This is a genomic window from Chelatococcus sp. YT9, assembly GCF_018398315.1.
Taxonomy (GTDB): domain Bacteria; phylum Pseudomonadota; class Alphaproteobacteria; order Rhizobiales; family Beijerinckiaceae; genus Chelatococcus.
In genome coordinates this window covers 243,415-258,273 of record NZ_JAHBRW010000003.1, presented here as the reverse complement: position 1 = coordinate 258,273, position 14,859 = coordinate 243,415, and the positions used below count along the sequence as shown (strand labels likewise).

The following is a 14,859-nucleotide window of genomic DNA, read 5'->3' as shown; positions in this document are numbered from 1 at the left end:
TCCGGCTGCCGTGCCCGCCGTCATTTGAGCGACAATCCCTGCCGCTGCCTCTGGCGCATCGCCTCGGCCTGCTTCAGCCCCTCAGCGGTGCGCTGCTGGGCGGCGAGCTGCTGCGCCGTGCGCATCGTCGGCCAGGCCGATTTCAGCTCATCGCGTTGGCCGGCATTCATCCCGGCGGCGAGTTTCTCGAAGGTGGGTCCGTCCGGTGTCTTCGCGCTGTTGGCAAGCATGGACCGCTCGCCGAACCGCTCATTGACGGCCCGGGCGAACCCTTCGAGCTCTGCCTTCACCATCTTGTCCTCGAGGGAAAAGGCGAGTGCCGCCGGAAGATCGTTTCGGTCGAGCGCGTCGCGGACCTTTTCGAGAGTCTGCCTGGCCATCGATGACAGCGCCGGAATGTCGACCGCGACCTTGACGCGCGCCGCGCGTTCTTCCGTCTCGTGCTTATGCTCGGCCTCAGCGCGCAGCCGTAGATAACGCTCCAGGTCACGGGCAAGGGCCGGCACGTTCAGGTTCGCGCGTTCTCGATCCTCCCTGTCGGTGCGGCCGGCGAGAAGGCCGATCTTGCCCTTCAGCGCCCCAAAGCTCTCGGGCCTCTCAGCAATCGTCGACAGGGTGGATCTGGTCGTGTCGGCGTTCCTGATCATGCCGTCGACGTCGACCTTGCGGAACGCGGCCTCCGGCTCGGCGAAGACGAAGCGGAAGCGGGTCGACACCTCCTCCCATTGCCTCGATAGCCCGGGATCGGCGGCGAGCCTGTCCTCGACCGCCTGGTCGACGGATTTGGGGAATGCGGTGATGCCTGACGCCATCGGCTTCGCCTCCGTTGCGATGTTGGTTGCAGCTCGTCTTGCGGACGCGCCGAGGCCGAACCGGGCCGCGACGGCGGCGAGGCGGCCGCCGAGATCGGCGAGCTTGTCCTTCTGCCGGATGGTCCAGCGCAGCCGGTCAGTAACGAGCGTGCGGGCGACGCGGACGAGATGCAGGCCGCGCGCCTCAGTGAAGCGCAGGGCGGCGCGATAGGAGCCTGCGCGCTCATAGTCGAGCGTGGTTTCCTTGCCCCGATGCTGCGACAGGATCTTCGCCAGGCCGCCGGCCTTCCGGAAGGACAGCGCTCCATAATAGAGGCCGACATCCTCACGATGGCGGGTCAGCGCCACATAGGACAGGTGACGGTCGAGCGAGAGCGTAGCGAGCACCTTCACACGGTCGACCGTCGCACCTTGCGACTTGTGGATGGTGGTCGCATAGCCATGGTCGAGATTGGCGTAGAAGCGCTGGTCGACGTCGACATGGCGACGGTGTTCGCCCTCACCGACCATGGCCTTGAACCCGCCCGGCCGCGCCTCGACGACATGGGCGATCATGCCGTTCTTCACGCCGAGCACCGCGTCGTTCTTCAGGAAGACGATCTGGTCGCCAGCAGCGAAGTTGCGCACCCCATCCTCGGTGCGGAAGGCATGACCTTCCTCGATGAGGCCGCGCTCGATCAGCTTGCCCCGCGCCATGTCGTTGAGCGCGCGCACGTCCCGCCGGAGATGGGCGAGGATCAGCGTCGACTTCGCCGGATCGTAGTCGCGGTTCCAGTCGTCGATCAGCGCCGCGACGGCGTCGGACTTGAGCTTTCGCGGCTGGAGCTTGCCGTTCGCCTCATAGCTCTTCAGCGCCGCGACGACATTGCCACGCGCGAGATCGAGCGAGGCGTCGCGCATCCATTGTTCGCGCTGGCGGTAGATGGTCTCCAGCTCGGCATAACCGGTGCGCTCGACGATGGCGCGGAACGCAGCACCCGCTTCGATCGGCTGAATCTGATCGGGATCGCCGACGAGGACGAGTTTCGCGCCGGCCTTCACCACCGTCTCGACGAAGAGCGCCATCTGCCGGGATGACACCATGCCGGCCTCGTCGAGCACAAACACTGTCCTGTCGTCGATCTGATCGCGGCCCGTCGACCAGGCGAGCTCCCAGGAGGCGAGCGTGCGCGAGGCGATGCCCGCCTCGCTCGAAAGGCCCTCCGCGGCCTTGCCGGCAAGTGCAGCACCGACGACGCGATAGCCGGCCGCTTCCCAGACTTCCCGCGCGGCCTTCATCATCGTGGTCTTGCCGGCGCCGGCGCGCCCGACGACAGCGGCCAGCCGGCCGTCACCCGCGACATGGGTGATCGCCACGCGCTGCTCTTCCGAGAGCCGGGCATGACGCTGGAACACCGCCTCGAGCACGGTTTCGCGAACACCATGCGAGGACCGCGCGGCAAGCCAGATCGCGCGATGGGCCATCTCGGCTTCGAGCGTGATCAGCTCACGCGTCGTGTACTTGGCGGGCTCACGGATGCCGCTCGCGAAACCGATGCGCTCGCCTTCGACCCGCAGCACGTCCGGGCTCTGGAGGATGCGCGCAAGGAGCTGCTGGAACGTGCCGGCATCATCGACATAGCGATGCAACACCTTGGCGATGTCGCGCTCGGTGAAGACGCTCATCTCGCGCGTGACGAGATCGAGCACGATCTCCGGCCGGCGCAGGATGCGCTCGCGGTTCTCCGCCCGTCTCTCCTCATGGACCGCGACACGCTCCAGCCGGGGCGACCACCCTGTCGCCGCTTCCTTCCGGTCGATCGCCTTCGCCGCCACCCCGACATGGGTGGTCGGCACGAGATCGATACCGCGCTCGGCGTAGGAGCGGCCGTCGACGCGGATGTCGAGGCCGGCAAGCGCCAGATGCTTGTTCTGGAGATCGAGCCAACCCTCGCGTTGCTCGAGGAACTCGGTCTTCTCGCCGGACCAGAGCCGATAGACGATCTTGCCGGCGTCATTGCGGAGTGGCTGCCCATCCGCGCCGATCACCGCGACCTTCTTCGACCCGAACCCGTCCGGCGTCAGCGGCCGCAAGGTGGTCATCAGGTGGATATGCGGATTGCCGGGTTCATCATGAAACACCCAGTCCGCGACCTGCCCGCGGGCGAGCAGCTGCGTCTCGACGAACTCCCGCACCAGAGCGATGTTCTGGTCCACGGACAGCTCGACCGGCAGCGCGATGATCAACTCCCTGGCGAGCTGCGCATCGGAGCGCTTCTCGAAGGCTTCGACCGCATTCCAGAACGCTTCCGCCGCCCCCGCGACCGGGCGATCGGCGATCAGCGCCCGTGTCCATTCCGGCGCGCCGGCCGGCAGCAAAAACTCCTCATGCCGCAGCCCGCGCTTGGCGGAATAGTCGACGGTACGACCCTCCGCCTCGTGCTCCATCCGCGCACAGTGACGGTACGCCGCCGACAGCACGGCGCTGCGGCCGGAGCCGCGCGAGATGAGCTGGGGCGTGAAATGCGTGATGGCCAAGGCGACGCGGGCTCCCGAACGACGACAAGACAGGCGTGTTCATCGGGAACGGCGGCCGCTGCCGGGGGTGAAGCAGGGCGTCGCGATAGCGACGTATTACTGCGCCCTTGGACCATTCCTTCGGAACGGCCGGGATGATCTCAGGCAGGGTCGGCCCTGCCGACTAGCTTTTTTAATAGTCGCCGCATGCGGCGTTCTTCTCGATTCTCCGTGCCATCCAGCACAGCAGGCCAGCACGGAGGTCTCACCGGAATGAAGAAGCCATCATCGAAGATCCGCGAGGAAATCGTCCAGCTCCAGGCCCAGCTCAAGCTCGCCGAAACACGCGAGGCCGAGCGGATCGGGCGCATCGCGCTCAAGGCGGGCCTGGGTGAAATCGAAATTGAGGAGAGCGACTTACAATCCGCTTTCGAAGAACTCGCAGGACGGTTTCGCGGTGCGGGAGAGAAGGCGACCGGGAGGAAGGGTGCAGGGGCAGGAAGCGAAGCCGGCACTTCGGCCGCGAAGGTCGCGGCTGGCCCGGCTGCGGATGGCGCTGGCGAGGTGTGAGCGCATGCGTCAGGCCTCATCATCCGAAGCCCGCAGACAAGATACGCGCGAGAAGATCGAGCTCGGCGGCCTGATCGCGAAAGCCGGACTGCGCTACGAGAAGCGCGCCATCCTGCTCGGTGCGCTGATCGAACTCGGCCAGAGGCTAAAAGCCGACGATGCCGAGCGTACGCGCCTCGCGGTGATCGGCGCGAAGGCCTTCGGCAATGACGGCGAATAGGCTTCTGCTCGCCCTCGCGCCGATCACGTTGATGATCGGCGTGCTGTTCGGCGTATCCGGCTATGAGCAAAACCTTGCTGCCTTTGGCAAGACCGAGCCGCAGCAGGTCATGTTCGGCCGCGCTGGGATCGCGCTGCCCTTCCTCGCCGCCGCTGCGATCGGCGTGATCTTCCTGTTCGCCGCCGCTGGCGCCGCCAACATCCGCACGGTCGGATGGGGCGTCATCGCGGGATGCGCGATGACGATCTTCATCGCCGTGCTGCGTGCGACATCGCAGTCTCCAGCATTCGCCCAGATCGATCCGGCCTACCTGATCGGCGGAAGCACCGCTCTAATCGTCGGATGCTTCGCCCTGCGCGTAGCGGTGAAGGGCAACGCCGCCTTCGCCGCGCCGGTGCCGAAGCGCGTGCATGGCAGACGTGCCCTGCATGGCGATGCCGACTGGATGACGATGGCCGAAGCCGGCAAGCTCTTTCCCGATACCGGTGGCATCGTCATCGGCGAGCGCTACCGTGTCGACAAAGACAGCACGGCGGCGGCGGCGTTTCGTGCGATGGATCGGCAGAGTTGGGGAGCGGGCGGACGCTCGCCCCTGCTCTGCTTCGACGCCTCCTTCGGCTCATCGCATGGCATCGTCTTCGCCGGTTCTGGCGGCTACAAGACGACCTCGGTGACGATCCCAACCGCGCTCAAATGGGGCGGCACGCTCGTCGTGCTCGATCCCTCGAACGAGGTCGCGCCCATGGTGATCGACCATCGCCGCGCGGCCGGGCGCACCGTCCATGTGCTTGACCCGAAGCAGCCGGGAACCGGCTTCAACGCCCTCGACTGGATCGGGCGCTTCGGCGGCACCAAGGAGGAGGATATCGCGGCCGTCGCCTCCTGGATCATGAGCGACAGCGGCGGGGCGCGCGGCGTGCGCGACGACTTCTTCCGCGCCTCGGCCTTGCAGCTCCTGACCGCGCTCATCGCCGATGTCTGCCTGTCAGGGCATACGGAGGCGAAGGACCAGACGCTGCGGCAGGTACGCGCCAATCTGTCCGAGCCCGAGCCGAAGCTGCGGTCGCGTTTGCAGGAGATCTATGACGGCTCGCAATCGCAATTCGTGAGGGAGAACGTCGCCGTCTTCGTCAACATGACGCCGGAGACCTTCTCGGGCGTCTATGCCAACGCCGTCAAGGAAACCCACTGGCTGAGCTACCCGAACTATGCCGCGCTCGTGTCGGGTCACTCCTTCGTCACCGACGATCTCGCCGGGGGCGAGACGGACGTCTTCATCAATCTCGACCTGAAGACGCTGGAGACCCATGCGGGCCTCGCCCGCGTCATCATCGGCGCGTTCATGAACGCGATCTATAACCGCAATGGCGATGTGCAGGGCCGGGCGCTCTTCCTTCTCGACGAGGTGGCGCGGCTCGGCTTCATGCGGATCCTCGAGACCGCGCGCGACGCCGGCCGCAAATACGGCATCACGCTGCTTCTGCTCTTCCAGTCCATCGGCCAGATGCGCGAAACCTGGGGCGGCCGCGACGCCGCGAGCAAATGGTTCGAGTCGGCGTCATGGATCAGCTTTGCCGCCGTCAACGATCCCGAGACCGCCGACTACATCTCCAAGCGCTGCGGCATGACCACGGTCGAGATCGACCAGGTCAGCCGCTCCTCGCAATCCTCCGGATCCTCACGGACGCGATCGAAGCAGCTCGCCTCCCGCCCGCTCATCCAGCCGCACGAGGTGCTGCGCATGCGGGCCGACGAGCAGATCGTGTTCACCGCCGGCAATGCGCCGCTGCGATGCGGCCGCGCCATCTGGTTCCGGCGCGACGACATGACGGCCTGCGTGAGAGTGACAGGTTCCAGCCGGAGAGAGGCTGAGCGGCATGGGCTCAATGCTGACCGGACCACACAAACCTTCACGGAAATGAATCAATGACGCCGGACCGATTCATAAGTGTCGTTGGACGCGGATTCGTCGGAGCGCGATTCTCGTCCCATGCTCGCCCAGCCCTATCAGCTCTATGTCGAACGCCGGGATGCCTCCAGGAACATGGCCCGGTTCTACGCCATGTCGATCGAGCAGACCCTGTTCGGAGAGACCTGCCTCATCCGGCGCTGGGGACGCATCGGCGCATATGGGCAGACCATACAGCACTCCTTCGACCGGGAGGACGAAGCCGTACAGCTCTTCCTCGACCTGCTGCGACAGAAGCGCGATCGCGGTTATCGACCGAAGGGAAAACCGATCTCGTCCGGCAGCTCAACTCCTGAGGGGCAAGAGGCTGGCCCCGCCGCGTAGGCGGGGCCGCCTTGGTGGTCAGTCCCGGTTGGGCCGGGACCAGATCAGCGAGAGGCCATCCTCGCCTTCGACCTCGACCAGGGTGGCGTAGATTGGCGCCGGGAAGCTCGGATCGTCCAGCTTGACCGAGAGGTAGTCACGGCCGCTCTGCTCGGAGTGCTTCTGCCACGCCGCGCCCATCTCAACCGAGCCGCTGGCGAAGATGCGGAAGTGCGGACCCTTGTCGGAGGGGTTCTCGATCCGCTAGAAGCGGGCCTTGACGTTGAGGGTGAGAGTCTTGATCGAGCCAGTGAAGCCGTTCGAGGTGGAGGTGAAGGTGCCGATGGTCGCCATGGTGCTGATCCTTTTCCAGATTTTCGGGCCGCGCCCTCCGCGGCCTCGATGGCTGTCGACAAGACCGGTGACGATCGGACCGCACCCACCGGGGTCCCCGGCGCGCCTGCGCGATGGGGTGGTCCTTAGGGGCTGGAACGAAGTGGAGGGCGACATCAGGCGGTTTTGTTAGCGGGTGAGGAATGGCAGCGCCCGCAGGGTCCGCCAGGGGTCAGAAAATCGCTTGATGCCTTTGCGGGAAGACGATCGAGGCGAAGCCGGTCTACGGTCAGACATGCCCCATCGAGCCCGCAGGAGGGTCGGCCGGTACAAGAGAGAAAGGAGCGCGCGCAAAGGCGCCACTCGAGACCGCCCGCTATCCACGACAACAGTCGACGTCGGACGCGTCAGCACAACCGTTCATGTTCAGCTGAGGAGGCCCAGCGGTCAATCGGCGGGCGACGGCCCGGCCTATTGCCTGGTCCGGGCAGGCGGGCCAGTGTCGTCCGCAGAACGCCGCCGCGCCGATCATGAGGCGGCAAGCTGGGCGTGATCGAGAAGGACACTCGCGCGGATCTTCTGGTGGGCGGATGGCAATCCCGTCGAGGACATCCGCCCGCTCGAAAATCCCGGCAGGAACCTTGTCATCGTCATGAAGGGTGGTCGCATCCACAAGAACACGCTGTAGCGCGCTAAGCGTGCCGCCCTCCCGCTATATGCAGAGTGTACGATATCATGCCACCTTCCGATCCTCGGACGCCGGCGGCTCCCGCAGACCACGGTCCGGGATGACAATCACCCGGTGCCTCCCGTCAGGAAAGACAGATCCGCTCCGGAAGACCGAAACGCCCTTAATCTCTAAGAGCCTGTTTGGGAAATCGGCGGATGAGGGCCGTCGAGGGATTTTTGGCGCTCCGGCAGGAGGAAGCGCCGGCGCGATGCCGCGCATCGGGCCAAGCTTTCGACGAACCGGGCGCCGAAAAGACCAGACGGACCGACCCGTCCGACTTTTCCAAACAGGCTATAAGATCAACACCCTTGCGTCCTCCCTTAGCCGCAATCAGCCACGCTCCACGGGACATTTGGCGTTACTTTCCAGATCCAACGATATAATCGACCAGATCGCGCCGGACCAGGAATATGATCAGCAATCCTTTCTCTCATCCCAATCGCGTCTTCCGCTCAGGTTTCTACCATGCGGCCGACCTCGACTTCGAAACGCGCACGACGCTCGGAAAAGCTGCATCGGGCGCCGTGGATGTCGGCGAGGTTCTGGCCACCATAGCGGAGATCGACGAGAGCGATCATCAGGCCTGGTTCGAACGGTGGATGGCACTTGGCGCGCGTCTGCAAAAGGTCGCGGACGAATGTCGCGCCAGCGGGCATCTGGTCAGTGCTTCCGACACCTATCTGCGCGCTTCGACCTATTATGGCGTTGCTCTTGGCGGCATAGACCAACTGGAAAATGACGAGCCGCTGCTGCCGACCTTCCGCCTGCATCGCAGGGCCTGGGACGATTTCATCGACACGACACAGATCCCTGCGGAACAGGTGGCCATCCCCTATGAGGGAATGACCATGCCGGGATATCTCTTCAAGCCTGCCGGACAGGATATCCGGGCCTGCCTGATCCTCGCAAACGGCAGTGACGGTACGCTGAGCGGCCTGTGGGGCTGCGCGGAGGCGGCTCTGGCGCGAGGCTATGTGGTCCTTATGTTCGACGGGCCTGGCCAGCAATCGATGCTGTTCGAAAAAAACATTGCTTTCCGTTTCGACTGGGAAGCCGTCATTACTCCCGTGGTCGACTTCCTGCTCGCGCGAGAAGATGTCGGCTCTCATCGTCTGGCGATCTACGGCATCAGTCAGGCCGGCTATTGGGTGCCGCGCGCCCTGGCCTTCGAACATCGGATCGCCGCGGCCGTTGTCGATCCGGGTGTCGTCGACGTTTCAACATCGTGGATGGAGCATCTCCCGTCGGTCATGCGGAAGCTACTCACCGACGGAAACGAGAAGCTGTTCAATCTCGAAATGTCCCTCGGCATGAAGATGTCGAGCGCCACATCCCGGTTGTGGAATTTCCGCGCCAAGCCCTATCGGCAGGACAGTTATTTCCGGACGATGCAGGAGGTTCTGAAATATAACCTGACAGATGTCGCTGATCAGATCCGGACACCGTTGTTCATCACGGATCCGGAGGATGAGCAGTTCTGGCCGGGTCAGGCGAAGCAGCTGGCCAAAATGCTCCCCGGGGAGAAGGTACTCTCACCCTTTACCGCAGGCGAAGGCGCCAATGGGCACTGCCAGCCGCTGGCGCGCAGGCTCACGGAGCAACGCATTTTCGACTGGATGGATGACGTTCTCGGGCGTTGAGCGCGCGCTTTCATCGAGCGGCCCCGCATACGGGGCGTCGCTGCCGGCGGAACCAAAGGCCCTCTTGTCCACGCCGAGATGAGCGGGAGCCCAATTCGGCGGTGAACGCCCCCATGTCCTCCTCCCGATCGAGCATCGCGGTCTCGCCGATCGTCCGGAACGGTGCCTGCGCCAATGTGACAGGGGCCAGTCGCACATAGGCGTCGGCGACCAGCGCCGTCATGCCCCGGATGGCGAGAAGGATCGCCTTGCGCCCGGTGCGGCTTTGCTATCGGCAAACGAAGGACCCCGGTGATCGAGATCACCAGTGCCTCCGGTCCCTCGTCGCGTAGCCCGGCAGAACCTGCCTCATGAGTTGCGGCTTGACCGCCGGCAAGATGGCAGCAGCCGCGCTGAACCACGGGCCATTCATCCGGCCACCCCGAGATGGTTCAACTGCGGGGAGGCGATGTGATACTCCGCCGAGATGCGGTCGGATCCAGCCGCCCGCGCCCGCCATCCCTCGATCAGGCTTCCGCATGTGCGCCTGCTATCCATGACGAGGATGTCCTTTCGCTTCAGCGTGTCCGTGCGCAGCGAACTGCCATGACGTGTCGCGTGAGATTGCGCAGGTTGTGGCTGCCGGCCTGACGGCGGCGTCCTCATTCCATTCCGGGATCTCAAAGGATCAGAGGCACGCCTCTGCCGGTGGAGAACCATGCGCATTTTTTCCGCTTGCGAGCGTTAATGCGCCAGTGTAATACAGCACGTGTCACGCATTACTGTAACGCAGGAGACGTTCATGGATACCTCATTGAAGCGCTGGATGTGCCTCGGTTGCGGCTTCTCCTATGACGAAGCCCTCGGCCTACCGGAGCACGGCATCGCCCCCGGAACCCGTTGGCAGGACATTCCCGAGGATTGGGTCTGCCCGGACTGCGGAACCCCGAAGAGCCGTTTCGAGATGGTCGTCATCGGCTATTCGGCCGATGGCTCCAGCCTCGCCCAGTCGGCCTAGGAAGCCTAGGAAGCCTGTCTGCCTGAAGAACAGAGGCAGATCCCACGCCATCTCACGGAGCAAAGACCATGACAAAGTCGTTCGTTCTCCGCGCCGGGGAGCGCGGCCACAATGTGATTCATTCCGATGGCGCCGCCTCGTCCTATGTTGCGGGACATCCGGGCAGCTTCATCACGCGCGACTCCAGCCTCAACTTCAACCAGTATCAGTCGGGGCGTCCGGGCTTCGGCACGGTGCGCGTGTTCGGCGACGAGGTCTTTCACGGCGCCGGGTGCGGCTACAACATGCACCCGCATCACAATTTCATCATCTGCGCCTTCGTACTGGAGGGTGAACTCACCCACATCAACACCGCCGGCCGCGGCATGGTCGACCAGCTGCGCCAGGGCGACTACTATGTCTTCTCGGCCGGAGCGGGCGGCAAGCATTGCGAATTGTCGATCAGCCCCGAGGAGATGAACGCCATCTATCTCTGGCTGATGCCGGGCCAGCTCTATCAGGCGCCGACCTATCATCGCGCGCATTTCGACCTGCGCACCCGCCGCAACCGCATCGTGCAACTGGTCGGCGACGCCGACGGCGCCCTGCCGGTGATGCAGGATCTGCGCGTCTCGCGTCTCGTGACCGACAAGGCCGGCGCCTACAGCTATGCGCCCCGCACCAGCGGACACGGCGTCTATGTGTTCGTGGTCGATGGCTCGCTCGAAAGCAATGTCGCCAACCTCGCACGCCGCGACAGCTTCGGCGTGACCGGCATCGACGAGATCCAGATGAATGTCGCCGACAATTCGGACGTCATCCTCGTCGAGACGGTGATGATCGACGACGCGCGGATCAAGCAATGGGAGAAGGACCATGGCGACGACGTCAACCACTGACTTTCCTGCCATCGGCCAAATCGCAAAGCCGATGCCCGTCCCCATCGTCCTGAACCCGGCGCCAAAGGCGGCCTCGGCGGCGTGCCCGTACAAGGCGACCTGCAAGGCCAAGACCTGCCGCGGCGACTGGATCACCGTCACATGCGCCCGCGAGCGCAAGGGAGGCTGACATGCCGATCATGGAAGTACGCTATGCGGCCGGGAATCTCGATGCGGGCCGGAAGGCTGCGATCGCCGGCAAGCTCACCGACGTGATGATCCGGATGGAAGGCGGCGCCAATACGCCCGGCGGCCGCGCCTTCGCGACGGTGCTTTTCACCCCCACTGCCACGGATGACTGGTGGGTCGGCGGGACGACCGACGATACTTATGTCGCGGCTCCGGGGAAGTTCATCGTGAACATCTGGATCCCCGAAGGCTACATGAACGTCGCGCACAAGAACGAGGTTCATACCTGGGCGGCAGCGGCGATCACCGAGGCCATGGGCTCTGGCGAGCCCGGCAAAGGCATCCTCACCGTCATCAACGAGGTGATGGAGGGCAACTGGGGCAATGCGGGCCATCCGATCAGCCTCGCCAGCATCGCCGACAGCGTCGGCCTGTCGAAGACGAGCGACCGTTTCGCCTGGTCGAAGAGTTATTTCGAGGCCAAAGCGCGCGCCATGGCAGAGGCCGGATACCCAGCCGATGTGGGGGGCCTCTGGAAGGCGGCCGCCGACTGAGTTCGGCGTCGACGCCGCTGCGCCGAACAAGGCACGGAGATTCGGCGACGAGGAAGCGGGCGGCGCGCCCCATCGAACACCAACACTAGACACGAGGATCGACCATGAAGAAGCTCAAATCGGCGGCGCTCGCCGCTGCTGCCGGCTGGCTGCTCGTCACGAACCCCGCGGCTCACGCGGAAGACATGCAACCCGCCGCCGGCACCACCATCGAGATCTACACAGATGCCGATGCGAGCGCCGTGCTGAATGCCCGGATCGCCGCACTCAAGACGGTACTGGATCTCACATCCGAGCAGCAGAAGCTCTGGCCGCCGGTCGAAGGCGCAATCCGCAGCATCGCCTCCGCCGCGATGGCGCGCGGCAAGCAGCGCTCGGAAGCCGCGGCACCGACCGATTTCCTCGAGGTCATCGAACGAATCGGCGATGCGGAGGCGACGCGGGCCGCCGACCTGAAGTCCTTCGTCGCGGCCGCACGCCCCCTCGTCGCCTCGCTGAGCGATGCCCAGAAGAACCGCATGCCGGGCTTCCTCGGCATGGTCGGCACCGCGACCGCCCCCCTGTCCTCGGAGTCGTTCTGGCTGTTCGAGGAAGAGGAACGCTGAGCGCGCCTGAACCTGCCCCAAATTCACGGATTGAGATCACGATTATGCATAACAGACTGGCATCGCTTCTCGCAGCCGCAGTGCTCGCTGGAAGCTCCTCCGCGGCCTTCGCCTTGCCGGCCCTACCCGCCCCGAGCGGGATCGCGGCGCCGAACACCTCCGCCTTCGTCATTCAGGTCGCGAATGGCTGCGGGCCCGGCGGTTATCGGGGGCCTTATGGCGCCTGCCATTCCTATGGAACCGGCCCCTATCCGGGCGGGTATTACGGGCCGTTCCGTAACAATTGGGGCTGGAACGGCTGTCCTCCGGGCTTCTGGCGCGGTCCTTGGGGCCATTGCCGCGACACGCCCTATCACGGCCGGCTGCCGGGCGGCGGCTGGAAGTAGCCCTGCAGCTTCCGATACGCAATGTATGTTTTGTGAGCAAGCGGCGAGACCTTGGAAGATCGGCGCTTGCAGACCAAACTCGTGCGCGCATTCACCGACCCCTGCTGTTTCCCCAGATATGGCAATCGATCATGACACCCAATTGGTTCGACAATGTCGAATGGCGGCGACATCCGTGGCCGGGACTGAACTGGCTGACGGCTTCGCTGCTCTTCGAAGATGTCCGCGCCGCCATCGATTTCTATACCGAAACGATGGGCTTTGTGACGATCTTCGAGCTTCCTGCCGATGAGGGCAGCCTGGCATTCGCCCGCATGCGCTATCGTGGCGCCAACTTTACGATGAACTCAACAGACTTCGAGACGGGCCTCAGGGCACCCAGGCTTGGAGAGCCGGGCAGCTTTCTGTTTTACATCTATGTCGATGATGTGAATCTGACCGTGGCGCGGATGGCGGAGCGCAGTGCCAGGGTTGTCATTGCGCCAAGAACCGAGTTTTGGGGCGATGTGCGGGCACGGCTGACCGATCCGTTCGGCTATGTCTGGGATCTTGCGCAGCGGATTGATCCGGGGAAGGACGGGCATATTCTGTCCTGACCTGTCTTAAGAGAAGCGCCATTGCCGTTTCTTGCGCCGTGCAGGCCGTCATCCCGGGTGAACGGGAGGGTGATAGGCGAAGGTACTCATCAATAGCGCCGCCACCAGTAACACCACCGGGAGGTGGACGAAGAACTGGATCGACGTATAACCGATGATATCCTTGGGCTTGAGGCGCAAAATCCCCAACAGGGGCAGCATCCAGAACGGATTGATGAGGTTCGGCAACGTCTCGGCTATGTTGTAGACCATCACCGTCCAGCCGAGATGGGCGCTGATCTGGTTGGCCGCGGTCATGACATAGGGCGCCTCGACAATCCATTTGCCGCCGGCCGAGGGGATGAAGAAGCCGAGCACGGCTGAATACGCCCCCACCAGGAGCGAGAAGACCGTGGTGTTCACCGAGGCGTCCACGAACCAGTGGGCAATGGTGTCGGACAAGGTCATGCCATTTGCGTTAGGAACGCGCGTGAGCATGTGAGCGATGCCGGCGTAGAAAGGGAATTGCAGCAGCACGCCCGACACACCCGGCACCGCCGCGCTGAATGCGTCGACAAGGTTGCGGGGGCGCCAGTGCAGCAGGATACCCAACATCAGAAAGGCAAAATTATAGGTGTTGAGGCCGGACAGATGCATCAGCGGATTGCCCGAGCCGAACGTATTCCAGAGCCAGCCAAGTGCGAGCAGCACGACGAGGATCGACAGCACCGGGCTGTGTTCGAGCCTATCGCCCGGCCGCCCCGGCCCGTCGCTGGCTTTCGGCTCGTCGTCGAGCGAAATACCGAGATCCCGGGCGGTACGGATCGCCCTTTCGCCCGGCGCAGTCGCATAGCAGATGGCGGCCGACAGGGCGGTAACGAGCAGGATGACCACGCCGTTCTGCCAGGTCAGGATCGTCTGCGAGAAGTCGATGACGCCGGTGATCGGCAGCAGGTCCGGCGGAATGCTGGCGGCATTCGCCTGGAGTTGGGCCGCCGACGAGGTGATGCCCAGAGTGAAGCTGCAGCCGAGGCCCAGATAGCCGGCGGCGCCGGCAGCGCGATAGTCGAGACGCAGATCCTCCCGCCGGGCGATCTCACGGACCAGGAGGCCGCAGAAGATGAGGCTGAGCCCCCAGTTGGCCAGCGACAGCCCGATGCTGAGCAGTCCCACCATGACGATGGCGCCGCGGCCGGAGCGGGGAATCGCGGCCAGCGATTTCAAGGCTCGGCGCGCCTGCGGTGCCGTCGCGACGATGAAGCCGCCGATCGCGACCATCGCCATCTGCATCGTGAAGGGCATAAGGTTCCAGAAGCCGTCGCCGAACGCCTGGCTGGTGGCGAGCGGAGAGCCGCCATGGAGCATGGTGGCGCCCGCAACGACCAGAGCCGAGACGAGCACGAAGACATAGGCATCGGGAAACCAGCGCTCGGCGAACTCCACCAGGCGTCCGGCGATCGTGGAGAGCGGGCGGCATGGCGGAGCACCCGTTTCTGTGGCCGCCGTGTCGTCTGCGGCGTCGGGATGCGGCCGCCTCACTGGCGGACCCCGATCGTCATCGTGGCGGAGTCATCGCCTTGAAACGGACAACGTGACACATTATAGTAATGCACTATCGGGGCC

Annotated in this window: 14 protein-coding genes and 1 pseudogene; 12 read left to right on the top strand and 3 right to left on the bottom strand. The window is 64.5% G+C overall.

The genetic code is table 11. The features are described 5' to 3' along the window. Positions 1-20 precede the first annotated feature (20 nt). Positions 21-3,329 (bottom strand): Ti-type conjugative transfer relaxase TraA, encoded by a 3,309-nt coding sequence (traA, locus tag KIO76_RS30265; RefSeq protein WP_213327384.1) that lies wholly within the window; start codon positions 3,327-3,329, stop codon positions 21-23. 252 nt (positions 3,330-3,581) lie between these two features. On the opposite strand from traA, the gene traC reads away from it, so the two are divergent. From traC to KIO76_RS30245, 4 genes are read left to right on the top strand one after another with little or no spacing between them, the layout of a single operon-like run. Next, positions 3,582-3,878, top strand: coding sequence for a conjugal transfer protein TraC (gene traC, locus KIO76_RS30260; RefSeq protein ID WP_213327383.1), 297 nt, complete (start codon positions 3,582-3,584; stop codon positions 3,876-3,878). Positions 3,879-3,882: 4 nt separating this feature from the next. After that, the gene (gene traD / locus KIO76_RS30255) at positions 3,883-4,098 is read left to right on the top strand and encodes a type IV conjugative transfer system coupling protein TraD (RefSeq protein ID WP_213327382.1); all 216 of its coding nucleotides are present in this window, start codon (positions 3,883-3,885) and stop codon (positions 4,096-4,098) included. Continuing rightward, positions 4,085-6,028 (top strand): Ti-type conjugative transfer system protein TraG, encoded by a 1,944-nt coding sequence (gene traG / locus KIO76_RS30250; RefSeq protein WP_213327381.1) that lies wholly within the window; start codon positions 4,085-4,087, stop codon positions 6,026-6,028. Before traD ends, traG begins: the two co-directional genes overlap by 14 nt. A 60-nt stretch (positions 6,029-6,088) precedes the next feature. Then, positions 6,089-6,391 (top strand): WGR domain-containing protein, encoded by a 303-nt coding sequence (locus tag KIO76_RS30245; protein ID WP_213327380.1) that lies wholly within the window; start codon positions 6,089-6,091, stop codon positions 6,389-6,391. Positions 6,392-6,409: 18 nt separating this feature from the next. Here KIO76_RS30245 and KIO76_RS30240 read toward each other — a convergent pair. Continuing rightward, positions 6,410-6,724 (bottom strand): annotated as a pseudogene (locus KIO76_RS30240) (DUF736 domain-containing protein). Positions 6,725-7,843: 1,119 nt separating this feature from the next. Between KIO76_RS30240 and KIO76_RS30235 the strand changes: the two are divergent. From KIO76_RS30235 to KIO76_RS30200, 8 genes are all read left to right on the top strand, one after another. Further along, positions 7,844-9,073: an alpha/beta hydrolase family protein gene (locus KIO76_RS30235; protein ID WP_213327379.1), complete on the top strand. Its 1,230-nt coding sequence runs from the start codon at positions 7,844-7,846 to the stop codon at positions 9,071-9,073. A 781-nt stretch (positions 9,074-9,854) separates the two neighbouring features. Next, the gene (locus tag KIO76_RS30230; protein ID WP_249730245.1) at positions 9,855-10,070 is read left to right on the top strand and encodes a rubredoxin; all 216 of its coding nucleotides are present in this window, start codon (positions 9,855-9,857) and stop codon (positions 10,068-10,070) included. Between the two features lie 68 nt (positions 10,071-10,138). Further along, positions 10,139-10,948, top strand: a complete 810-nt coding sequence (locus tag KIO76_RS30225) for a pirin family protein (protein WP_213327378.1) — start codon at positions 10,139-10,141, stop codon at positions 10,946-10,948. Beyond that, entirely contained in the window at positions 10,926-11,117 is a 192-nt protein-coding gene (locus tag KIO76_RS30220; protein ID WP_213327377.1) for a hypothetical protein, read from the top strand. Before KIO76_RS30225 ends, KIO76_RS30220 begins: the two co-directional genes overlap by 23 nt. Position 11,118: 1 nt before the next feature. After that, positions 11,119-11,670 carry a tautomerase family protein gene (locus KIO76_RS30215; RefSeq protein ID WP_213327376.1) on the top strand — a complete coding sequence of 184 codons (552 nt, stop codon included), beginning with the start codon at positions 11,119-11,121 and terminating at the stop codon, positions 11,668-11,670. Between the two features lie 104 nt (positions 11,671-11,774). Beyond that, positions 11,775-12,275: a Spy/CpxP family protein refolding chaperone gene (locus KIO76_RS30210; protein WP_213327375.1), complete on the top strand. Its 501-nt coding sequence runs from the start codon at positions 11,775-11,777 to the stop codon at positions 12,273-12,275. A 44-nt stretch (positions 12,276-12,319) separates the two neighbouring features. After that, positions 12,320-12,661 (top strand): GCG_CRPN prefix-to-repeats domain-containing protein, encoded by a 342-nt coding sequence (locus KIO76_RS30205; RefSeq protein ID WP_213327374.1) that lies wholly within the window; start codon positions 12,320-12,322, stop codon positions 12,659-12,661. 131 nt (positions 12,662-12,792) lie between these two features. Continuing rightward, entirely contained in the window at positions 12,793-13,257 is a 465-nt protein-coding gene (locus KIO76_RS30200; protein WP_213327373.1) for a VOC family protein, read from the top strand. Between the two features lie 48 nt (positions 13,258-13,305). Here KIO76_RS30200 and KIO76_RS30195 read toward each other — a convergent pair whose 3' ends face one another. Beyond that, on the bottom strand, positions 13,306-14,775 hold the full coding sequence (locus KIO76_RS30195; protein WP_213327372.1) for a short-chain fatty acid transporter: 1,470 nt from the start codon (positions 14,773-14,775) through the stop codon (positions 13,306-13,308). Positions 14,776-14,859 lie beyond the last annotated feature (84 nt).